Source organism: Specibacter sp. BI4 (assembly GCF_056680095.1).
In genome coordinates, this window is record NZ_CM155265.1 from 3,994,181 (window position 1) to 4,015,315 (window position 21,135).

General features: G+C 63.8%; 21 protein-coding genes. 10 read left to right on the plus strand and 11 right to left on the minus strand.

The features are described 5' to 3' along the window. Positions 1–19 precede the first annotated feature (19 nt). Positions 20–853, plus strand: a complete 834-nt coding sequence (locus tag AC1L6K_RS18040; protein WP_480950206.1) for a serine hydrolase — start codon at positions 20–22, stop codon at positions 851–853. A 22-nt stretch (positions 854–875) separates the two neighbouring features. Here AC1L6K_RS18040 and AC1L6K_RS18045 read toward each other — a convergent pair whose 3' ends face one another. Continuing rightward, a complete protein-coding gene (locus AC1L6K_RS18045; protein ID WP_480950207.1) occupies positions 876–1,952 on the minus strand; it encodes a mandelate racemase/muconate lactonizing enzyme family protein in 1,077 nt (358 codons plus the stop codon). A gap of 136 nt (positions 1,953–2,088) precedes the next feature. Here AC1L6K_RS18045 and AC1L6K_RS18050 point away from each other — a divergent pair, with 136 nt between their 5' ends. The 3 genes from AC1L6K_RS18050 (at position 2,089) to AC1L6K_RS18060 (ending at position 4,634) form a co-directional block, all read left to right on the plus strand. Further along, positions 2,089–3,441 carry an MFS transporter gene (locus AC1L6K_RS18050; protein ID WP_480950208.1) on the plus strand — a complete coding sequence of 451 codons (1,353 nt, stop codon included), beginning with the start codon at positions 2,089–2,091 and terminating at the stop codon, positions 3,439–3,441. 100 nt (positions 3,442–3,541) lie between these two features. Then, positions 3,542–3,844, plus strand: a complete 303-nt coding sequence (locus AC1L6K_RS18055) for a hypothetical protein (protein ID WP_480950209.1) — start codon at positions 3,542–3,544, stop codon at positions 3,842–3,844. 148 nt (positions 3,845–3,992) lie between these two features. Next, positions 3,993–4,634, plus strand: coding sequence for a DedA family protein (locus tag AC1L6K_RS18060; RefSeq protein ID WP_480950210.1), 642 nt, complete (start codon positions 3,993–3,995; stop codon positions 4,632–4,634). Between the two features lie 96 nt (positions 4,635–4,730). On the opposite strand, the gene purN is transcribed toward AC1L6K_RS18060, so the two are convergent. The 3 genes from purN to AC1L6K_RS18075 form a co-directional block, all read right to left on the minus strand. Then, the gene (gene purN, locus AC1L6K_RS18065) at positions 4,731–5,294 is read right to left on the minus strand and encodes a phosphoribosylglycinamide formyltransferase (RefSeq protein WP_480950211.1); all 564 of its coding nucleotides are present in this window, start codon (positions 5,292–5,294) and stop codon (positions 4,731–4,733) included. A 33-nt stretch (positions 5,295–5,327) separates the two neighbouring features. Continuing rightward, entirely contained in the window at positions 5,328–6,713 is a 1,386-nt protein-coding gene (locus tag AC1L6K_RS18070; protein ID WP_480950212.1) for a cell division protein PerM, read from the minus strand. A gap of 262 nt (positions 6,714–6,975) precedes the next feature. Beyond that, positions 6,976–7,179 (minus strand): cold-shock protein, encoded by a 204-nt coding sequence (locus AC1L6K_RS18075; RefSeq protein WP_038467205.1) that lies wholly within the window; start codon positions 7,177–7,179, stop codon positions 6,976–6,978. Between the two features lie 581 nt (positions 7,180–7,760). Between AC1L6K_RS18075 and AC1L6K_RS18080 the strand changes: the two genes are divergently transcribed. The 4 genes from AC1L6K_RS18080 to AC1L6K_RS18095 all read left to right on the plus strand — a co-directional run bounded on the left by AC1L6K_RS18080 (position 7,761) and on the right by AC1L6K_RS18095 (position 10,420). Continuing rightward, a complete protein-coding gene (locus tag AC1L6K_RS18080; RefSeq protein ID WP_480950213.1) occupies positions 7,761–8,195 on the plus strand; it encodes a hypothetical protein in 435 nt (144 codons plus the stop codon). Between the two features lie 167 nt (positions 8,196–8,362). Further along, positions 8,363–9,097 carry a DsbA family protein gene (locus AC1L6K_RS18085; protein ID WP_480950214.1) on the plus strand — a complete coding sequence of 245 codons (735 nt, stop codon included), beginning with the start codon at positions 8,363–8,365 and terminating at the stop codon, positions 9,095–9,097. Between the two features lie 2 nt (positions 9,098–9,099). Then, positions 9,100–9,951, plus strand: a complete 852-nt coding sequence (locus AC1L6K_RS18090; RefSeq protein ID WP_480950215.1) for a cytochrome c biogenesis CcdA family protein — start codon at positions 9,100–9,102, stop codon at positions 9,949–9,951. A 1-nt stretch (position 9,952) separates the two neighbouring features. Further along, on the plus strand, positions 9,953–10,420 hold the full coding sequence (locus tag AC1L6K_RS18095) for a hypothetical protein (protein ID WP_480950216.1): 468 nt from the start codon (positions 9,953–9,955) through the stop codon (positions 10,418–10,420). 117 nt (positions 10,421–10,537) lie between these two features. On the opposite strand, the gene AC1L6K_RS18100 is transcribed toward AC1L6K_RS18095, so the two are convergent. After that, the gene (locus AC1L6K_RS18100) at positions 10,538–11,428 is read right to left on the minus strand and encodes an alpha/beta hydrolase family protein (RefSeq protein ID WP_480950217.1); all 891 of its coding nucleotides are present in this window, start codon (positions 11,426–11,428) and stop codon (positions 10,538–10,540) included. Positions 11,429–11,493: 65 nt separating this feature from the next. Beyond that, entirely contained in the window at positions 11,494–13,170 is a 1,677-nt protein-coding gene (locus AC1L6K_RS18105) for an acyl-CoA dehydrogenase family protein (protein WP_480950218.1), read from the minus strand. A gap of 27 nt (positions 13,171–13,197) precedes the next feature. Between AC1L6K_RS18105 and AC1L6K_RS18110 the strand changes: the two genes are divergently transcribed. Further along, positions 13,198–13,497 (plus strand): helix-turn-helix domain-containing protein, encoded by a 300-nt coding sequence (locus AC1L6K_RS18110; RefSeq protein WP_480950219.1) that lies wholly within the window; start codon positions 13,198–13,200, stop codon positions 13,495–13,497. A 105-nt stretch (positions 13,498–13,602) separates the two neighbouring features. Here AC1L6K_RS18110 and AC1L6K_RS18115 read toward each other — a convergent pair whose 3' ends face one another. The 3 genes from AC1L6K_RS18115 to AC1L6K_RS18125 all read right to left on the minus strand — a co-directional run bounded on the left by AC1L6K_RS18115 (position 13,603) and on the right by AC1L6K_RS18125 (position 15,454). Next, on the minus strand, positions 13,603–14,037 hold the full coding sequence (locus tag AC1L6K_RS18115; protein ID WP_480950220.1) for a DUF1810 domain-containing protein: 435 nt from the start codon (positions 14,035–14,037) through the stop codon (positions 13,603–13,605). After that, complete coding sequence (locus tag AC1L6K_RS18120) at positions 14,027–14,704, minus strand: alpha/beta fold hydrolase (protein ID WP_480950221.1); 678 nt, start codon at positions 14,702–14,704, stop codon at positions 14,027–14,029. Before AC1L6K_RS18120 ends, AC1L6K_RS18115 begins: the two co-directional genes overlap by 11 nt. A gap of 165 nt (positions 14,705–14,869) precedes the next feature. Continuing rightward, positions 14,870–15,454 (minus strand): helix-turn-helix domain-containing protein, encoded by a 585-nt coding sequence (locus tag AC1L6K_RS18125; protein ID WP_480950222.1) that lies wholly within the window; start codon positions 15,452–15,454, stop codon positions 14,870–14,872. A 95-nt stretch (positions 15,455–15,549) separates the two neighbouring features. On the opposite strand from AC1L6K_RS18125, the gene AC1L6K_RS18130 reads away from it, so the two are divergent. Further along, positions 15,550–16,554, plus strand: a complete 1,005-nt coding sequence (locus AC1L6K_RS18130) for an NAD(P)/FAD-dependent oxidoreductase (RefSeq protein ID WP_480950223.1) — start codon at positions 15,550–15,552, stop codon at positions 16,552–16,554. Between the two features lie 70 nt (positions 16,555–16,624). On the opposite strand, the gene AC1L6K_RS18135 is transcribed toward AC1L6K_RS18130, so the two are convergent. Together AC1L6K_RS18135 and AC1L6K_RS18140 are read right to left on the minus strand one after the other, a co-directional pair. Next, complete coding sequence (locus AC1L6K_RS18135) at positions 16,625–18,733, minus strand: HNH endonuclease signature motif containing protein (RefSeq protein WP_480950224.1); 2,109 nt, start codon at positions 18,731–18,733, stop codon at positions 16,625–16,627. A gap of 663 nt (positions 18,734–19,396) precedes the next feature. After that, a complete protein-coding gene (locus AC1L6K_RS18140; RefSeq protein ID WP_480950225.1) occupies positions 19,397–20,929 on the minus strand; it encodes a hypothetical protein in 1,533 nt (510 codons plus the stop codon). Between the last annotated feature and the right edge of the window lie 206 nt (positions 20,930–21,135).

The window sequence follows — 21,135 nt, forward strand, 5'->3', positions numbered from 1 at the left end:
CAGGACAAGAAAGGTCCCCATGTCCCTTACCTCCGATTACAGCGACGGCGTTCCCACTGTCTCCTTCCACCTCATGGACATGGCGGGAACCGTCTTGGCCGAACGCAACCCTGACGTGACGTTCTACTCCGCCAGCACCATCAAACTCGGGGTCTTGGTCGCGGCCATGCAGGCCGTGGAACGCGGGGAGCTGTCCCTGGACCAGCCGGTTGTTTCCACACATGCCTTCAAGAGTGGCGTTGGGGCCAACACCCCGTTTAGTTTTGACCCCGACGACTACGACGAGGGGCTGCCTCCCGAGGGGAGCCTGACCACGCTGCGAACGGTGCTCGAACGCATGATCATTGTTTCCTCCAACGAGGCAACCAACCTGGCCATCGAGCTTGTGGGCTTCGCTGCGATCAATGCGTCACTGGCTGCCTGCGGGGCCCGGAACTCGTTCATGGACCGGCTTTACGGTGACATGGACGCGTTGGCTGCGGGGTTGACCCACCAGGTCACCGCCCGGGACCTGGCGAAGATCATGCACACCGTCTTGAGCGGGCGCGCCGCCGGCCCGGAATTGACGGCCATCATGATGGGCTGGCTGCGGGCCCAGGAGTATCCCGTGATCGGCCTCGAGGCCCAAGCCTTGGCGCCGGAATCTGATTGGGGAAGCAAGTCCGGGTGGGTCACGGGCATCCGGCACGATGTTGCCTTTGTGGCCCCGGCAAGTGATGCCCCGGCAGCAGGGGCGGCCCCATCCCAGGGCTACATCCTTGCCGTCTGCACGCGGGCTTACACCGAAGACGATGCCACCGAGGTGGTCCGCTCCCTAACCGCCATGGCCCACACCATCGCAACGCCCAACTGAGCCGGCTCCCGTTGCACCGGGGCTAGGACAGTCCTGTGATCCCCAGCCCTGGCGCCGGGGAGAGCAGAATTTCCGATCCCCTGTATTGGGCTCCACCGGAGACCGGCGACGCAGCCAGCCAGAGGCCGCCGTCCAGGTCCTGGGCCATGGCGGGCAGCGTCGAGGCAAAAGACGCGGCCGCGGATATGCCCACACTGCTCTCGAGCATGCATCCCACCACAACTCCCAGACCGGCATCTGCGGCTCGGTCGGCAAGCCTTTTGGCGTGCCGCAGCCCACCGGTCTTGGCCAGCTTGATATTGATGAGCGAGGCCGCGTTGTGCTCCAGCAAAAGGTCCAGATCCGCGCAGTTCCAGACGCTCTCATCCGCCATGATCGGAAGGTCGACGGCGGCGCTCACCTTGGCGAGTCCCGCCCAGTCAGCTGCCGCCACCGGTTGCTCAACAAACTCCACACCCACGTCCGCCCTCTCCAGGCCCCGGATGAACGCGATGGCCTGCTCGGGCGTGAACGCTTGGTTGGCGTCGACCCGCAGGATCGGGCCTGCCCCCACGGCAGCACGCACAGCCACCATGGCCCCCAATGGGTCGCCGGCAGCATTGAGCTTTACCTTGAGGCAGCTGAACCCCTCACTGACGTGCTGGCGGGCCGTCTCCGCGAGCACCTCCGCTGAGGCAACGGACAGCGTCATGTCGGTCAATATTGTCTTCGGCTCCGCGGTGACCCCGCCAAGCCGGCCGCTGAGGTGCCCAGCCAAGGAAACCCCTGCTTGTTGGGCGGCCAGGTCATGGAGGGCACAATCCACGGCCGCCCTGGCAACGCTTGGTTCGCGGCTTTGTTCAACGAGCGCCAATGCGTGCTCCATGTCGTCAGCACCCGATATCAATGACCAGAGCGGCCCATCAACCGAGGTCATGACCGCATCCGTCGTCGTCTTGGTGACAACGCTGATGGGTGCCTCGCCCCAGCCGCTCAATCCGGCGCAGTCACGCAGTTCCACGATCACCGTTTCCAGCTCCACGGCGCTACGCACCGCGGTGGTAAACGCCCGGCACAAGGGCACCTTGATGCGGTGGGCGGTGACGGATGCAAGTCTCACGGAAACAACCTCTGAGTAAATAAAGTACCAATTCATTCTTAGTTTAGTAAATGATATTCGTCACGCTGTGCGACTCGGGTCACTTTGCCGGATAATCTTGAGGCAGGTGCAAAGCCAGACGTGAACAAAGGACCCCATGAGCATCCCAACAGCCATCTTGACCGGCGACCGAGTTGTGCAGGAGCTACCGTGGCGCTGGAAAGTGCAGGGCAGCATTTTCCTCATCGGCGGGCTCGGGTTCATGTTCGACGCCTGGGATGTGACGCTCAACGGCTTCCTGATTCCGCTGCTGTCCAAGGAATGGGGGCTCAGCCCGGGGCAGGCGGCGTGGATAGGCACGGCCAACCTGATCGGCATGGCCGTGGGCGCGTTTGCGTGGGGGTCGATTGCCGACATCATCGGGCGCAAGAAGGCCTTCACCCTGACGCTGCTGATCTTTTCCATCTTCACAGTGCTCGGCGCCGTCTCGAACGAGATCGTGCTGTTTTGCGTGTTCCGCTTCCTCGCGGGTTTTGGGCTGGGCGGCTGCATTCCGGTGGATTATGCGCTGGTGGGCGAGTTCACCCCGCGCAAGCACCGCGGGCGGGTGCTGACGGCGATGGACGCGTGGTGGCCCATTGGCGCGTCGCTGTGCGGTGTGGTGTCGGCCGTCTTGATGGCCTCGTTTGGAAACTGGCGCTACCTGATGCTGGTCATGGTGCTGCCCGCGCTGCTCGTGTTTTGGGTGCGCATTGGCGTTCCGGAATCGCCGCTGTACCTGGTGCGGGCCGGCCGCCCTGCCGAGGCAAAGGCCGTCATTGAGTCCCTGATCCGCCGGACCGGCGCAACGGTGGGGCCGTGGACGCTGCCCGATCCGGCCACTGCGCCGAAGCTGTCGCTGGGAAAGATCACTGACCAGCTCGCCGGCTTGTGGCGGTTCAACTGGCGCATTACAGGGATTGCGTGGTCGCTGTTCCTGACCATTTTGCTGGTGTATTACGGCGCCCTGACGTGGATGCCGTCCATCCTGGTTGCCACGGGCTACGCGCAAAACAAGGCGTTCATGGCCACTGCCGCCATGACAGGCATTGGCCTGTTGGGTGTCATCGCCGCGGCGCTGCTGGTTGAGCGCCTCGGCCGGAAGTGGATTTTGGCCGTGACGGGTCCGTTGGCGGCACTGTCGCTGGTGATTTTCGCCCTCGTCCTGGACGCCCCCCTGGCCGCGCAAATCTGGCTGCTCGTGTTTGGCTTTGTCATCCAGGTGGCCATCCCCGTGCTGTACACGTACGTGTCCGAGCTCTACCCCACCCATTTGCGGGCCACCGGTTTCGGCTGGGCCTCCACGATTTCGCGGGTGGGCGCGGGGCTGGTGCCGCTGATCTTCGGCTCGCTGCTGTGGCCGGTTCTTGGTTTGCCGCTGACCTTCGCGCTGACTGGCGGGCTGGTCGTGCTGGCAGTTGTCTGGATGGCGTTCTCGGCCCCGGAGACGAAGGGCGCGGCGCTGGACTAACGGACCCGGCGGGCCGCTGGCCTAGTCGCCCAGGATTCCTCCACGTTGAACAGGTAGTCTGTTGCCGACGTTGAATTCCCCAGTTGATTAAGGACCATCCATGAGTGCCCTGCTTCCCACCGCCTTTGCCACCGCCGGACTGCTCGGCGGCTACCAGACAGCCCGCGCCACGAAGAACCGCCAGCTCGGCGGCGCCGTGCTGGCAGCTGCGGGCACCGCTGCGTTCCTGGGCTGGAAGAAAAACGCCGGAGCTGGCACCGCCGCCGCCCTGGCCACCACTTATGTGCTGGCTTTTGGCGCCTCCCACCCGCTCGCCAAGAAGATGGGCGCCTGGCCGGCCGTGTACACGGTCACCGCCGCAACAGCCCTTGCCTCCCTGGCATTCGGCCGCGCCCGGAAGTAACGCCGGGAAGCGGCACCTGGAGCAAGGCAGGGACGTGACGCCGAACGGGGCCGATGCACCGTCCGGTGCGTCCGGCCGTAGAATCTAAACTAGCTTTCATCCCCGGCAACCCCGCCACCGCCACCGCGCCACCGACAAAAAGGACTCCATGGATCTCGCAGCCGACACCACCGGCTTTCTCGCGAGCATTTGGATCTATTTGATTGGCGGCTCGTTTGTGATGGCCTCCGCCATCCTGCCGCCTGTTCCCAGCACCACCGTGTTTGTTGCGCTGGGCGCACTTGCCGGGCTCGACGGCGGACCGAAGGCCCTGCCGCTGGTGCTTGCCATGATGGTCGGGGCCATGGCCGGGGACCTGCTGACCTATTGGCTGACCAAATTATTTGGCCACACCCGCTGGGGCTCGGTCCGCGGGCCACGGCGCCAACGAGCGGTTGATGCTGCCACGCGCAGGCTGACACATCGGCCCTACATGTTCATGCTCACCTCAAGGTTCATCCCGCTGGGCCGGCTCTCCTCCAACATCGCGGCCACCGTTGCCGGCTATCAGCTGCGGGCGTTTACGGTGTTTTCGCTCGTGTCAGCCGCTGTCTGGTCCCTTTACGCCGTCGGCGTCGGCATCCTCACGCAGTACTGGCCCGGCATCTCGACGCAGGTGGCGGTGGTCATTGCGATCGTTTTTTCCATCGTCCTCGGCTGGCTCGTCGGCAAGGTCTCTTCCTGGTTCCTTGACAGGAAGAAATCACGCTCGCCCTCCGCCAGCACCCCTGAGCAATCCCCACTCCCCTGACCCGTCCCCACAGATCCACTTTGCCGTTGTTGGACGAAATTGGCGCAGGAAAGCACTTACCTGCCTAATAACTGCAAACTCGATCCACAGAGCGGGTCAGGCGCGGGCGAGTTCGCCCAACACCTGGATGAGCAGCTCGCGTTCGGCCACCTTGATGCGTTCGTGCAGCGAGTCCTCGGTGTCGTCCGGGAGCACGGCAACCGGTGTCTGGGCGATGATGGGGCCGGTGTCCACGCCTGCATCGGCGAAGTGGACGGTGCAGCCGGTGACCTTCACGCCGTAGGCCATGGCATCGCGAACGCCGTGGGCGCCGGGAAACGACGGCAGCAGGGCCGGGTGGGTGTTGACGTAACGCCCCTCGAAGGCGTTGATGAACGTCGGCGCAACGATGCGCATGAAACCGCTGGAGACTACATAATCGGGCTTGTAGGCGGCAACGCGTGCGAGGAGCGCCGCGTCCCATTCGCCACGGGTCGCGTAGTCCTTGAAGTTAACAACGAACGTGTCCAGGCCGGCGGCGGCGGAGCGCTCAACGCCGAAGGTGTCCGGCCTGTCAGCCCCCACTGCGGCAATCTCAAGGGGAAGGCTGCCGTCGGCGACTGCGTCGATCACGGCTTGGAGATTTGAACCGGTTCCGGAAACTAAAACAACTATGCGCATGCCCACAATTTTAGGGGCAAGGGCCCGCAGGCCCTATTCGGCGGCTTCTTCATTGCGGCGCAGGAGCGGCAGGCCGTCGCGTTCGCCCTCGAGCCACGGGGCCAGCAGCGACCCCAGCATGACGCCGACCGCCACCTCTGCACCGACCCACAGTGCCGCGGTGCTTGGGTCCGGACCCACCTGGGTGAACCGGCCAATGCCCAAGGAACCCTGTGAAAGCCAGAACAGCACCCAACTGAGGGCCAGCGCCACAATTCCGGTCACCAGGCTGAGGAACAAGGTGGATCCGGGCAGCGAGAGCCACCGCTGGCGGACTTTGAGGGACAGCCACTCGTCAAAGTGATTCTCTCCGGCGCGCACAAACCACCAGCCGGCAAGCAGCCCGGCCAGGACGGGGATGAGCAGGGCCGCAAAGCCCCACGTCAGGGCGCCTGTGGGCAGCGCTGCAAGGACCGGGATGGGTGGCACTGGTGCAACCGCGGTGCCCAGGGGAGAAACTGTCGAACCGACACCGAGGTTGAACCCGTCGCCGCCGGCCCAAGCCAGCGACCAGATGGCCAGGTTGGGCATGAATGCCAGCTGCGACAGCGTCAGCGCCGCCCCGCCCATGGCACCCGGACGCAGCGCCTGGTAAACGCCAATGATGTCGCCCCAGCGCGCGGCCAGGTTCACCGCCAACAAGAAGGCCGAAAGCGACACAGCAGCCATGACGGCAACGAAGCCCGAGCGCAGCACGGTCCAGACATAGGATCCGGCCCAGCGCTGGTCCTGGCTGGTCCTGTCAATCCAGTCCGCGGCGCTCATGCCGATCAGCCGGCTCCACGAACCTGCCTCCAGCCGTGCACCAATAATGAGTCCCGCGCCGGCCGGGACAATGGGAATCAGCGTGCTGGCCAGCAGCGGCGCATCAATTCCGGGGGTGCTGCAGACAAAGCCCGTGGCCAGTCCGGCCGCCGCATAGACGGCAACTGCGCTCAGTAGCGGCTGCCACAGCTGGTCTGTGTAGGAAGCTCTGGCCAGCCTTCTGCCGGCCCGCCACGAGAGGAAAAAGGGAATCAGCACCAGCCCCAGTGGCAGCAGGCTGAATATGCCCGTTTCCACCGTCGCTGAGCTTGGCCCGCTGGCCACTGTCACGCTGAGGGGCACGCCGTGTCCCAGTAGCCAGATCTGGCCGGCCAATCTGGCAACGACCGAGGGGTCCTTCTCGGAAAAACCGCCCGCAAGCCAAGTGGCGGCCAACGGGACAGCCACGATCAGGGCAGAAATTACAAACATCTGAGCAGCCTCAAATGCCCCTTGCAGCCACAGCGGCATGGGAATCCCGTCGCGTTGGCGCTTGGCCGCATTCGTGTTCATCGTCTTCAATGGTGCCACATGGCGGGCCCCGGAGCCGCGCACAGCGCCGGTGGACTGCGCCACTTTAAGTGCACCTTTGTGCAGCGGCGCCACCTACCCGTGCTGAGGCCGAACCCGGTGGCGCTATTTGGCAGGTTCCTGGCGAACGTGGATCGTGCCTGTTGCCGGCCGCTAACCCGCCTCTAATCCCGATTGGTCGCCAGCCAATAATCCGCGGCAAATTTGTTTGTTAAAGACAAGTAGGGCCCGGGATAAATCCCGAACCCTACTTGTTCAAGCCCTAAGGACTAAAGAATGCGCGGTTGCCCGCACGTTTTCTTTAGAATTAGATAGCCTGGATGTTGACTGCCTGAGGACCCTTCGGACCCTGCTCAACATCGAAGGAGACCTTCTGGTTTTCTTCGAGGGAGCGGTAGCCCGAGGAGTTGATCGCGGAGTAGTGCGCGAAAACATCCTGTGACTGGTCATCGGGAGAGATGAAGCCGAAGCCCTTTTCAGCGTTGAACCACTTGACGGTACCTGTTGCCATTATTTCTATTTCCTTCTGAAGTTGGAGATTCCGCCCGACCTTCGGGCCTCCGTTTACGGTGTAAGTCCGCTTCTCCAGAAAAGCGACGTCTGCCCGAGGGCTGGCATCGCTTCAACTACAAAAAACGCAACACTACAACTACGTCCAAGTATACATACCAAATGGCGGAAAGCCATTAAATCTTGAGAGGCGCATCACTTGGCTTGGTGCGAGACTGTGAGAAGTCTGGGAAAACGTGGAGTTTCCGGGGTTCCCAAAGAAGTTCACCGTGACACGTCACTCAAAGTTTCCTTGCCGTTCATCCGTCATGTCGGAGAAGTTGCTGATGCCGGGGATGCCCGACGTCGAAACCAACCATCCCGGCTCCCCGCACCCCAACTTTTCCCGGCAGCCAGTTCACTCCTGCAACGGGCTGACCCACTGCCGGGTCCTTCCGTCCCTGCCCTGAGAGTGTTCGGCCCGTCCGCGTCGACCTCCCCCTCAGGTGCCACCGACTGCTGACGTATAGTTGGGGCCAATGTGCCGGGAACCAATCCGGCAGACACCAATTGTGAGACGACTCGGGCGCGGGAGGACAACGGATGCGAAGGACCGGTTCCTTTATCCGCCTGGCCGCCCACGGAGTACTGCTGGCTTTCGCAGCATTCGTACTGGTCACCGTTGGCTGCACAGGCACCAACGCCTCCCCCGGTACACAGGCCGCGTCGGCCATCTCACAGCCGCTCACTGTTACAACCCCGACCGTCGGGCGCCAATCCACCGCCCACTCCACCGGCCAAAGAACCACGGCGCGGGATACCTCCGGGCAGGTGTTGACGGCATGCCTCCCAGGACGGGACAAGGCCCGGGTTGAGAGCAATGCTGTTGCCCCGACCTTGGCACATATGCAGGATTCCGCGGGGAACTGCAACTCCGGACTTCCCGACCGGGCACGGGCGGATACCGCCGCGGCGCAGTTGTCGGACAGGATTCCGGCGGCGTTGACACATCTGGATCTTGGGATCGTCAGGACGTAGACCTCGGTGCACCGGCACCCGCCCCAGCATGAAAAGCATGGGTGGCTGTCCGGCGTCGAACGTGTCCCTATATATGTACGCATGGTGCGCTGCCGCCGGCCCGGATTCCCGCGGCCGCGGAAGTGCTGCACCTGCGCGATCCTGAAAGTTTCCCCTTGAAAACGATCATGAAAACGAAGAAGACCCGAAATGTTGTCCTGGCCCTGGCCCTGGGCGCCATCCTCGTCCTGGCCATTATTTTTGTCGGCGCTGCCGCCGGTGATAACCGGCTGAATTCCGCCAACCCGACAGTGAAACCCGGTTCACCGCCCGCCGGCACCTCGTCCGGCAATCAGGCTCCGGAGTCGGGGCCGCACCTGGAGCGGCGGACTCCGTCAGATCCCCTGGCACTCGGCGCGGTTGACGCGCCCGTGGTCATGATCGAGTACTCGGACTACAGGTGCCCGTTCTGCGGTGTGTATGCGCGCAAGACCCAGCCCGAAATCGTCAAGAAGTACGTTGACACCGGGCAGTTGCGCATTGAATGGCGCGACCTGCCGGTATTTGGCGAATCGTCGGTGAACGCGGCAGTGGCCGCCCGGGCCGCAGCCGCGCAGGGCTTGTTCTGGGAGTTCAATGAAGCCGTCTACGCGGCAGCGCCCGAGAAGGGCAAGGCCGAACTGACCGAGCCGGTGTTGTTGAAGTTTGCCGAACAGGTCGGTGTGCCGGACCTGGCAAAGTTCACGGCGGACCTGAAGGACGCCGAACTGCGGTCCCTGGTCAAGGCCGATCTGGCCGAAGGAACGGCGTTGGGGTTGAACAGCACACCCACTTTTGTCATCAACAACCAGGCGATTCCCGGGGCCCAGCCGCTGGATGTCTTCGTCCAGGTGATTGACGAAGCATTGGCGCAGGCCAAGTAGCCGTGGACATTGGATACACGGGGGCGTTCCTGGGTGGAATCCTCACCCTGCTGAGCCCCTGCTCGGTCATGTTGTTGCCGGCGTTTTTTGCCTATGCTTTCGCCAGCCCCACCAAATTGCTGGGCCGCACGGCACTGTTCTATGCGGGCCTGCTGACGACTCTGGTGCCCCTTGGCCTGCTGGCCGGCCTGGTCGGGTCCCTGGTGATGCAAAACCGGAACGTGCTGATCACGGTTGCGGCCTGCGTCGTGATGGTCATTGGGGTGCTGCAGATCATCGGCGTTCAGTTTCCCGGCCTGAGCCGCCGGGCCGGTGCCGACGGCACGTCCGCAGTCTCGGTTTTCGTACTGGGCTCGGTCTATGGCGTCGCGGGTGTGTGCGCCGGCCCCATCCTGGGCTCGGTCCTGGCTGTGGCAGCGGCCGGCGGCAATCCGCTCTATGGCGGATTCATGTTGGCGATTTTTGCGCTGGGCATGGCCCTGCCGCTGGGCATCCTGTCCTTGTTCTGGACCCGGTTCCGGCTCGGTGAGCGCGGCTGGCTGAAACCGCGGCGCTTCCAACTCGGTCCATGGAAAAACTCCGTGTGGATGGTCGTTTCCGGGTTGCTGTCGATCGGCATTGGCGTGCTGTTGCTGGCCACGCAGGGCACCGCTTCGCTGGGCGGGGTGCTGGACATCGACACGCAGTTTGCGGCGGAGTCGTGGATTGTGGGGATCTCGTCAAAGATTTCCAATGTTGGCTTCGGCATTGCCGCGCTGCTGGTGCTGCTTGCCGCGGGCGGCGTGTACCTGTGGCGGTCCCGCCGGGACGACCGCGAGGCAGACCGCGAACGCAGCACCTCGGAAAGGAGCTGACATGCTCCCCAGCATCATGGGCAATTTGCGCCGCTGGCCGCTGCGGCGCTGGGCGGTCTTCGCTGCGACGGCCCTCGCGACATTTGTTGTGGTCGCCATTCCGACCGTCTTGATCCCCAACCCGTTCTTTGCCCGCGAAATTCCGCCCACCTGGTGGTCGCACGCGGCGTTGGGCATCACGTCGCTGCTCACCGGCTTGCTGGTGGCCACCTATGTGGCAACCCCCATCGCCCGTGCCGGTGCCACGAGCAAGTCCGGCGTTTTCGGGTCGTTTTTGGCGTTCTTTGCGGTGGGTTGTCCTGTTTGCAACAAGCTGGTGTTGCTGGCGTTGGGCACAACCGGGGCCATGAAGTTCTTCGAGCCGGTGCAACCTGTTCTGGCGCTGCTGTCCATCGGACTGCTCATCTGGGCAGTGCTGCGCCGGATTTCCCAGGAGAATGCGTGCCGGATCCCCGTGGCTGCACGTTAGCAAGGCACGACGACGTTGCCCACCCTTCCTGCAACCAACCTCCCTGGGGTGGTTGCGCGGTCGGGGCTGCGGGAGGGGCGGGCTGCGGCTCGGGCGTGCTGCCATCGTCGACTCGACTCACCCGTCCCGCAGCTCCCCCAGCCACTGCGCCACCTCGGGCCAGAGCCCTTCACGCAGGCCGCGGCGGAAGAAGCCCATGTGCCCAACCGCCGCGACCCCAATGTCGGCGGGCGCGTACGTCCGACGCTCCACCTCTGCTGCGGTCAGGCGATCCGTGATCGCGTCAATCTGTTGCGGTGTCGCCCAGGGATCGTCGCTGAATCCAATGGCCAGCAGCGGCACGGTGACGGCTGCCGCCCGCTCGGCAGCGCCCATGGTTGGGTCGTCAAAGAAATACCCGGGCAGCCGTGACCAGCGGCCCCATTCCTGCATCGCGGCCGCTGGAATATCCTCGCCCAGACCCAGCTTTTTGCCGGGTATGTAACCGAAAATCCTGCCGGCCAGCGGCCCCGCAACATTGAGTGTCAGCCACACCTTGACCCGCTCCGGCAAGGCAGGAACGGTTGCTGTGACCCCAGCGTGGGAGGCAATGGACACCATTGCGCTGAGTCCTTCCACTCCGGACCCCAGTGCCAGCGCGTGCCCGCCAACGCTGTGGCCCACGGCGAACCTCGGCAGTCCGGGGAATCGTGCGGCTGCCCATTCCGCGACATCCGGGACGTCCTGGTCCATCCAGTCCCGCATGCGCAGTCCGCGAAGGTCCTTAGGGGCGCCGGACCTGCCGGTGCCGCGGTAGTCGTACGTGACAACGGCATAGCCCTGCCCCGCCAAATACTCTGAGAAACCCGAATACAGCCGCTCGGGCACAGCAGTCGCAGGATGGATCACCACCAGCGCCAGCGGTTCACCATTCGACGGCGTCCGCAAGGTGCCCTTAATCCGTTCACCGCCCCGGGACGCAATAGACAGATCCGTGGCGTCCACCGCACCATTCATCATGTTACTCATGAGTAACATAGTAGGTCGCGCCCGCCGCTTTGTCAGCAGGTGGTCCAGCAGCTGATCCCAAGCAGCTACGCCCGCGCCAGGATTCCCGCCAGGTCGGCCGACGCCGGGAGGTTGCCGTAGTTGAACGAGCGGTCGGCTCCCAGCCGGGAGACAACAAACGCATCCGACACCGCTAACGGGGCAAAGCGAAGCAGCAATGACGCCTGCAAAGCCAACGCCAGCTTTTCCACCACGTTGCGGGCCTGTCCGGCAAAGTCCGCCGGCGCCGACCGCATGGGTGCCAGCTGCTCCTTGAGCCGGGCGGCAAAGTCGTCAAAGACCGGGTGCGCACCCGATGCCACGCGCAGGTCAGCGAAGAACGCATCCACCGATTCGGGTTCGGTGGCCATGGCCCGCAGCACGTCCAGGGCAATGACATTGCCGGTTCCCTCCCAGATTGCCATGACCGGCTGCTCCCGGTAGCGCATGGCCAGGGGGAAATCCTCTATGTAGCCGTTGCCGCCCAGGCACTCCATGGCTTCGTAGGCGTGATTGGGGCCGCGCTTGCACACCCAGTATTTGGTGACCGCCGTCGCCAGGCGACGGAACGCGCGTTCGGAGGGTCCGGCGTCGTCGTCAAAGGCACGCGACAGCCGCATGCTGACGGCGGTGGCGGCCTCGGATTCCAGCGCCAGGTCGGCCAGCACATTGGCCATGGCCGGCTGATCGATGAGACGGGCGCCAAACGCGCTGCGGTGGCGGGCATGCCACACGGCCTCGGCCACCGATTGGCGCATGCCGGCGGCCGTGCCAAGGATGCAGTCCAGCCGGGTTCGGCCCACCATTCCCATGATGGCGCGCACCCCGCGGCCGGGCTCACCGACCCGCCAGCCGGAGGTGTTGGCGAATTCAACCTCGGAGGAAGCGTTGGAGCGGTTGCCCATTTTGTCCTTCAGCCGTTGGATCAGGAAGGGGTTCCGGTCGCCGTCGGGCAGCACACGCGGCACCAAGAAGCAGCCAAGTCCCGCCTCCTCCTGCGCCAGGACGAGAAAGGCGTCCGACATGGGTGCCGAGCAAAACCACTTGTGGCCGGTGAGCAGGAAGTGCCCGTCGGCCGGCACCGCACGGGTGGTGTTGGCGCGGACGTCCGAACCGCCCTGTTTCTCCGTCATGGCCATGCCAAACAGTGCGCCAGGCTTGCCCGCCCTGAGTTCGGGGTCGTAATGGTGCGAGAACAAACGCGGCAGCCACTCCCCCGCAAGCTCCGGCGCCCCGCTGAGGGACTCCACCGCAGCGTGGCTCATCGAAATGGGGCAGGCATGGCCCGGTTCCACCTGTGCAAACAGCATGAATTGCGCCGCACGCAGCGCGTTGGCACCCTTCCCGGGGGACTCCCACGCGGAGGTGTGCGCCCCGGCAGCGACGGCCTGCGAAATGATGCGGTGGTATGAGGGATGGTAGTCGACCTCGTCGATCCGTTGCCCGTATTTGCTGTGCGTGTGCAGAATCGGCGGATTGCTGTGCGCCAGCCGGGCGTCCTCTTGAAACTGCGCTGCACCCACGACGGCGCCAGTTGCCTCAAGTGCGCCGGTCGTCTTCGCTTCGCCAACAGTTTGCAGATACTCGGCAAGCGGGACGTTCGCCGTGTACTCGTTGATGTCCACACGGGGCGGCGGCTGGTTGAACACGCGGTGCGTCTCACGACTTGCTGGCGGGCTGCTTGCGAGGGGTCCGGCGGTCATGCCGGCATCTGTGGCGGTCATGGCTACAGGCTACGCCGTCCGTCAAGAGTGGGGCACGGGTGTCGTGGACGCCTGACTACCCAGCAAGCTGCCGAAATTCTCGGCGTTACCCGACCAACAATCGTCCGCTTCCTGGACGCCGGCAAGATTCCATTGGAAAAGCCCGGGTCGCATCGCAGAATCAAGCTGGAAGACGTCATGGAATTCAAGGCTTCCCGCAAAGCGGAACAGTATGGGGCTCTGGACTTGATTGGCGTTGCCGACGATGAGGATCCGACCATAGTCCTGAACCGGTTGCAGAAGGCGAAGGTCTTGGCTCGACAACGCCGCAGTGAACAATCAGGCTGACCGGAGTTTCAGGAAAAGGCACTCTTGCCGGCGACCTCAAAGGGAATGGTCGAACCATTGATCATCACGGCTACAGATTATCCGGCAGCTCCTCACCCGAAGGTCTTATGCCTGCGAGCCCCACTCGGAGATGATTCGCTGCGTTTGGCCGTCCGGGACGCCCTCAAAGAAGTGCTCCAGGACATCGCCGAACACAGCAACATCCGGCGCAGCCGTCTGAAAGAGGGTCATTGATGAACGCAATTTCATGGCATCAACCTCGCCCAGTATGCCTTCCGCAGATCGTCCGGGAATCGAGAGCAGCAGGCCGGCGCATTCACGCAGCCGTAATCCCAGAAGGGGGTGGGTCGCATAATCTACAGCCTCGTCCATCGAAGCAATGGCATAGAACTGGGCAGTGGGGCTGGCTCCCAGCCCGCTTGCCTGCGGAAACACGAACCACATCCAGTGCCCCGTCTTGCGCCCGGCACCCAGCTCAGCCTTAACGCCGTCGTATATCCCTTCCTGCGCGTCAAGGAAGCGGCGAAGGTCAAAATTCATGGCACGCCCGGTGCAGAAACTCGGCCACCTCGCGCGGGCGGGACAGCACCGGCGCGTGGCTGGAGGCAATTTCCGTAATGGAGGCACCCATGCGCTCCGCCATCTCGCGCTGCAGGAGCGGTGGAACGCATCGGTCCTCCGTGGCAACCAGATAGTGGTTCGGCAGATCCAGCCAGGCTGGCGGGCCGACCTTCACCCGGTCGAGCCCGATCCGCACCATCTTTTGCGTAGCGGCGGCAATGGCGATGGTCTCTGGCGGCGCATCGGCCGCCAACAGCTGGCCAAAGCCTGCCCGGTTGATGTAGGTGTAGTCGCCCGCCACCACAACGTGCGTGGAGATCAAGCTGCCGGGATATTTGCGGGACAACCTGCTGACGGACTCCCCCTCGGCAGGGGCAAACGCGGCAACGTACGCCAACGCGTGCACTGTATCCACGCCGCGGGCAGCTTCACCAACCACGGCACCGCCATAGGACCAGCCCACCAGCAGCACCGGACCGGAAACGCTGGCGAGCGTGCGGCGGACGGAGGCAACGTCGTCGTCAAATGATTCAAGATTGAGCTGTGCGGCCACCGGATCGTGTCCCATCGAGCGGAGTTCAGTGATGACGCGTGCCCAGCTGGATCCGTCGGACCACAGGCCGTGGACCAAAACAATCGTTGCCATGGCGGCGCCTCTCCGTTGAAGTTGCTCCCAAGGTATCAGGGCACGGTCGATTGCCGCCTGATTGTCACTGCTCCCGTCGGCGTTGGAGCATGTTGATCCAGAAACTGCACCCGGACGAGGTGGCCGGCGCACACACCCAAGAAGATGCTGCGTCATTGGGAAAGGCTAAGGCTTCGCTGGCGCCGCCCGAACGTGCATGCGCTCACCCTGTGGGCCAAAAAGTGTCAGGAACTCCACGCTCCCCAACGTGGCCCGGCCAAACCAGTGCGGCGTGCGGGTGTCGAACTCGGCGGCCTCGCCTTGTTTCAGGACGAAGTCCCGCTCCCCCAGCACCACGCGCAGCTGCCCCCGCAGGACGTACATCCACTCGTAGCCTTCGTGAACCTTGGGCTCGGGCTGCAACAGCACTGTACCGCCGGGAATCAGATGCTTGAACGCCTGCATCCCTCCGGCACCCCGGCTCAGCGGCACGATGGTCTGGCCATGGCGGATGACGGGCCGCAGGTGAATCCGCGGATCCCCGGTCGCGGGCGCGCCCACCAGCTCATCGAGCGGCACCGCATAGCTGCGGGCCAGCGGCAGCAGCAATTCAAGGTTTGGCCGGCGCTGCCCGGACTCCAACCGCGACAACGTGCTGGTGGAAATGCCCGTTGCCTCGGCCAATTCAGCCAATGTCCAGCCCCGCTGCAGGCGCAGCGCCTTCAGCCTCGGCCCAACGCTTGTCAACACTTCTTCGGTGTCATCACTCATGAGGCAAGCTTGCCATTCCAGCAACAAACATTGCCACGTCGACATGCCTGGGCGCACGCTTGAAGGACACAGCAACCCATTAGAAGGCGGACATCATGCAAGACGTAATCATCATCGGCGGCGGGGCAGCTGGACTCAGTGCGGCACTCCTCCTGGGCCGTTCGCGCCGGTCCGTGACCGTCATCGACGCTGGACAGCCTCGCAACGCACCGGCGCACGCCGTGCACGGTTTTCTCACGCGCGACGGCGTCGCTCCCCTTGAGCTGGTCCGCCAGGGCCGGACTGATCTGGCACCATATGACGTGCGCGTCGTTGAGGGAACAGTTGTGGGGGCGCAGCGCCTGGACAGCGGCTTCCGCGTTTCACTCGAGAGCGGTGACGTCCTTGAAGCCTCGCGGATCCTCGTCACCACAGGGCTGGTGGATGAGCTGCCCGACATCGAAGGACTCAGCGAACGCTGGGGCAAGGACGTGGCCCACTGCCCGTACTGCCATGGTTGGGAGATTCAGGATCAGGCCATTGGTGTCATCGGCAGCGGGGCCATGGCTGTCCACCAGGCGCTGCTGTTCCGCCAGTGGTCCGCCAACATCACACTGTTCCTCAACGACGCACCCCAGCCCACCGCCGTTGAACTTGAACAGCTGGCCGCCCGAGGCATCACCACAGTTGAGGGGAAAATCGTCAGGGTTCACGCTGTGGATCATGCGGTGAGCAGCGTCGAACTGGCGGACGGCACCAGCCATCCGGTCCAGGCGCTCACCGTCCAGTCACGGGTCATGGCACGGGCAGCCTTCCTGAGCGAACTGGGTCTGGTGCCGGCGCCAAACCCATTTGGGGAGATCTTGGAGTCCGACGAGACGGGGCTGACAGCAGTTCCCGGTGTGTGGGCGGCCGGCAATGTCACGGACATGAAAGCCACCGTGCTGGCCGCGGCGCAGACCGGGGCGAACGCCGCGGTAGCCATCAACATGGACATGATGGCGCAGGAACTGGCCGAAGCCGTGGCCGAACATCAAACCGACGCTGCGGCGGTTCGTCCGGAAGAATCCTTGGGCGCCCCGGTCGGACGATCGGAGCCCCTGGTCGGCGCCGCAGGTTGATCGGCGCCGACCAAAGGCGGGGAGCAACCGTCGGCTGGGTCTTCAACTGGCCTGGTGATGATTGTGCCGCTCAGTACCCTGTGTCTGGGTTGCTGGTGAGGTAGTCGTTGATGGTTTCTTCGTCGAGGGCGGCTTGTTCTTCGTCGTTGGCGAAGATTCCCGGTGGCGGTTCCGGGAGGGCTTGGTCGTAGGGGTTGTAGTCCTGGTCGGAGCCTGGGATGTCGGCCTCGTCCAGGAACTCAAAGTCCAGGAAGTCCAGAGGATCCTGGGGGTCGGCGGCCTTGTCGGGGTCGCCGAGGCTGTCGGGGTTGGCGGTGGTTTGGGGCTCGGGGGTGTCGTGGAGGGCTTGCGCCCTGAGGTTCTTGTTGATGTGTTGCATTAACCATTCCGGGTAGACCGGTGGTTGCGTGTCACCAATCTTCGGCGGGTAGTACCGCCCGGTTGGTGAGGTCCACCCGACACCCCCGTTGACCATGACCGGTGTCCAGCCACGCAGGCGCACCGCTTCTCGTTCCGGGCTTTGATCAGTCCGGCACTCCCCGGTACGGGTCCTGTCGTCCTTGAAATGCTTCAGGACGTGGTGGCGATGACACAACGTCTGAAGGTTGTCGTAAATGGACCGGCCACCGTGTTCGAACTTCTTGATGTGGTCGACCTCGCAGTTCGTGGCCTTCACCAAACACCCCGGAAACTGGCAGTACTCATCCCTGATCTGCAGCATCGTACGCATCGCTTTAGCAATCCGATAACGCTCCGGGGCCACATCAAGGGGCTCATTGCTGATCGGATCAACCAACACCCGCAACAACGACGGAGCCCCTGCCGCCAAGTGCCGGGCGACTTCCATGCTGATCGGCCCCGACCCCTCCAACCACGCAGGCTCATTCGTCGCCCCCAGCAACGACAACACAGGAATCAACACCACCGGGGTGACCTGCGGCATCGGCGGCCACACCGGCCCCACCGGACTGTTGCCGGTACTGCTGCTGCTGGTGGCGGCACCGGTGCCGGTGGCTCCGGTGACCGTACTGGTGTTGGTGTTGCTCGCAGTTGTCCCCTCACCACCGGTACTGGAGCCCAGGCCCGCACTGCTACCGCTACCGCTACTGGTGCTGGTGTTGTTTGTGTTGGTGGGGGCTGGGGTGAGGGTTGGCGGTATCGCTGTCGGGTCCCAGTCGGGACCGTTACGGATATCGGGGTCCTTGAAGCCGGGATTGGAATAGTCTGGGTCGTCAAAGACAGGTATCAGCGCGGCAGGGATCTCCACAGCACCAAGATCCGGGTCCGGGCCAGGGTCCGGGGGCATCCCGCCGGCTGCCGGGTCTGTGGGTGCGAACCACGGCCCCTGGCCATCACCAGCCACCACCACGACAGTGCCCGCAGTGCCCGCAGCGCCACCAGCGGCGGTGCCGTCAGCCCCGGTGGTGGCAGTACCGGAAGCGGCAGTGGTGTCTGTGTTGGGTTGGGCGGGGGCGTGGATCTGGTTTTCGGCCATGGTCTGGTGCAGTAGCAGGGATGCGGCGATGTCGGCGCGGAGCTGGGTCAGGGTGCGGTCTTCGTGGGGGCCCTGGGCTGCTTGGGCGGTTTGGGTGCATTGATCCCAGATACCTTCAATGGTCGGTGCCGGTGCGTACAGGCTCAGCCATGACATCCCGTCCCGGGAATGCCTTATCCCCAGGCGCCGCTGGCCATATTCGCGCCGGGTCCGCGGGGTGATCGTTTCCGGGTAAAACCGTTCACGCCGGCGCCGGGCCTTCTCCCTGAAGCTCGGCACAGTGCAATCGACGGCCTTGCCCAGCAAGAACTGCTCAAACCCATCAATCGTTTCCTGTGGTGATCCGGTCTCTCGCAGCAAGCTGGTTTCCTCAGCGATGATCACCGCGTAGTCCCAACCCAACCCGCCACTGCTCAAGCACGCCATCGTGGCCGGTAAATACTTCACGAGCGTGCCCGCGTGCAGGATCAATTCCCCCGCGACACTCTCGGACACCGAGAGGATCCCCGCCAGATCGGCCCGCATCGACATCTGCGCCAGGTCCCCCTGCCACGCATCAACACCAAGAATCCCACCCTCGAGCACGGCCGTGGACTCAAGGCGGGCAATCAACACCGCCGCCAGGGCTGCGCACTGATTCTGATGCTTGTGCAACGCCGCGATCGCGTCCGTGCAACCATCCATCAACGCCCGCACACCCTCCAAACGCGACCCCACACCACCAGCAGAACCAGCGGAGTCACCAGGGCAAGCAGTGGCAGGAGAGTCAGAAGGGCCGGAAGAGCTGTCAGTCTGGTGGCCGGTGCTGGCGGACCCGGCAGTGTCAGGAACCTCGGCAGTGCCGGCAGAGGGGCCACCAGCAGTGCGATCGCGGCGGCTACCACGGCGGGGCTCGGGAAGCGGCAAATCAGGCAACCCGGCCAGCGCAGCAATGTCAGAGGCAAGAGGTTCAATAGTAGGAAGAGCAAGCCCGGCAATCAGGTCCGCCACACTCACTGTGGTGGATGAACCATCCCGGCCGACCGGGAAATTCTCTGAACTGCCCATACCACTATTATAGCCTTTATGTCTGGGAAGCAACACGGTTATCCACAACTTCCCAAATATATTTCTGAAGGCTACACGGCACTAATTTGTGTCACTAATCCTCAGTCGCCAAGGTGAAGCAGGGATCTCCTCGGCGTTTTTTTGACCAGAGGAAGGCCTGGGGACGGCATGCGTCTGCGAATCCATGAGGGAAAGCTGATCGCGTTCATCATCGGTCAGAATCAGCTCGTCCAAGGGGTCGTCCAGTGCATGCCACGCCCGGACTCAATCACTCAGTCGAAGAGTTAAAGACGCGGGACACTAATCGCAGAGAAACACGCCGGCGCGGTACCCGTAGTCGCGTTCAAGCTTGTCGATGCCGTCCGGGTCGTGGCTTGTCAGAGCCTCCTGAATGGCTTCCGGCGGTACGGGGAATTCGGCGTTGAGGTGTTTGAGCGCCCACGCATTGCTGGTGAAGGCCCATTCAAACACCAGCAGGGCGCCAATCACGGCGGCCCAGGTCAGCACATGCGCAGGTGTCCACGGGATTTCGCGGTTCAACGGGCCGAACACCAGGGAGTGTGTGGTGAGCATGGCGAACGCGACGGCAAAGAATCCGGCAAACACGGCCGCCTCCGTGGCCCCGAACGACACTCCAGAACGAATGAACCAGCGCCGGCGAAGCATGAACTGCCAGTACACGGCGGCGTTGATGATGGTCAGGACCGTGTAGAGCCACAGGGCGGCAAGCGTCCACCACGGGACGTCGTCAACCATGGAAGGAACCAGTAACGTGCCGGCCAGCGCGAGCACGGCAATCAGGTTTGGCGGAATGCCGATCAGAAAGCGTGTCCGCCGTGCGGCCCGGGGCGTTGTGGGGCCGTCGGGATGCGTTTCATCCGCCATCCACTGCGGAACGTAGCGCATGCCCAACGCCGCACTGCCAGCCACCGTGCCGTCCGGGCCCGGCTCCGGCCGGGTTGCGGCATCCTCGTCACTGACGTGCTCGCCCGGGACAGGTTCGTCAGCGATGTTCACAAACGTCTGGCCGAGGTACCGGCGCTCGAGCAAGATCCGTTCCTCGACAAAGGGCCGCTCCGGGTCGGTCCACACATCAAATTCATTGCCAATGGCCGGCGCCCAGACAGGATAGTCAAAGAACCGGATCCGGCTGTTTTCCAGCCGATCTCCCGTGCGGTATTCCAGCTCGATGTGAAACATTGCCCTGTTGTCGACAATGAATCTCTCGTTCGTCACCGCCACCACAACGCCCACCGAATGGTTCCCGCCGGCCACAATGTCCCCATGCGTCCGCTGCTCGACCTTGGCCTGCCGCCACATGATCTTGGCCAGCCTGAAGACCTTGACCGCGGGAAGCAGCAGCAACACCGCCATCCCTGCCAGCAGCAGAAAGCCCAGCCAGTGTTCGGTGACGGCACGGATGACGGCAGCCCCAATGAGGCCGGCAAGCAAACCCGTCAGCACCGAGGCGAGGGCCAACCGCCTGCCGCGGCGCGACACCACCGTGTGTCCATGGTGGTCTGAGGTGCGTATGACCACCCCATACCCCAGCACGTGCTTGAAGTCCTTGCCGATCTGCTTTCCCAGGCCAAGAGCACCCACCACGCCGACCACGAACAGCAGGGCCGGCACAAAGTGGGCGACGTCGTCGAACACGCGGTTGATTTCAAACGGCGAGAAAAATCCGAGCATCGCAACAGCCAGCGCCCAGAGGGATGCCACCAAAATGCAGGAGCGCAGGGTTTTCATCACGTAGCCCGCCCACACCACGGGCGACGTCGGCAGCGGCACCGTTTCCGAACCCGGCAATGCCCGCGACATCGGATACGCCATGACCGCCCCTCCAGTTAGCTGAACTTTCATTGTGCCCACGGGAGGCAGCGATGTCGAGTTGCGCCACGGCTTTTCCGGACACGGCCGACGGCGCCTGCCGGACCGGGTGCCCCGGGCACGCACCCGGTCTCCATCCGCCCGCCGGCGAACAATGAATCGACCCGTGAGATGTGGCGGTTAAGAACGTATCCAAGTCGCCACAGCTC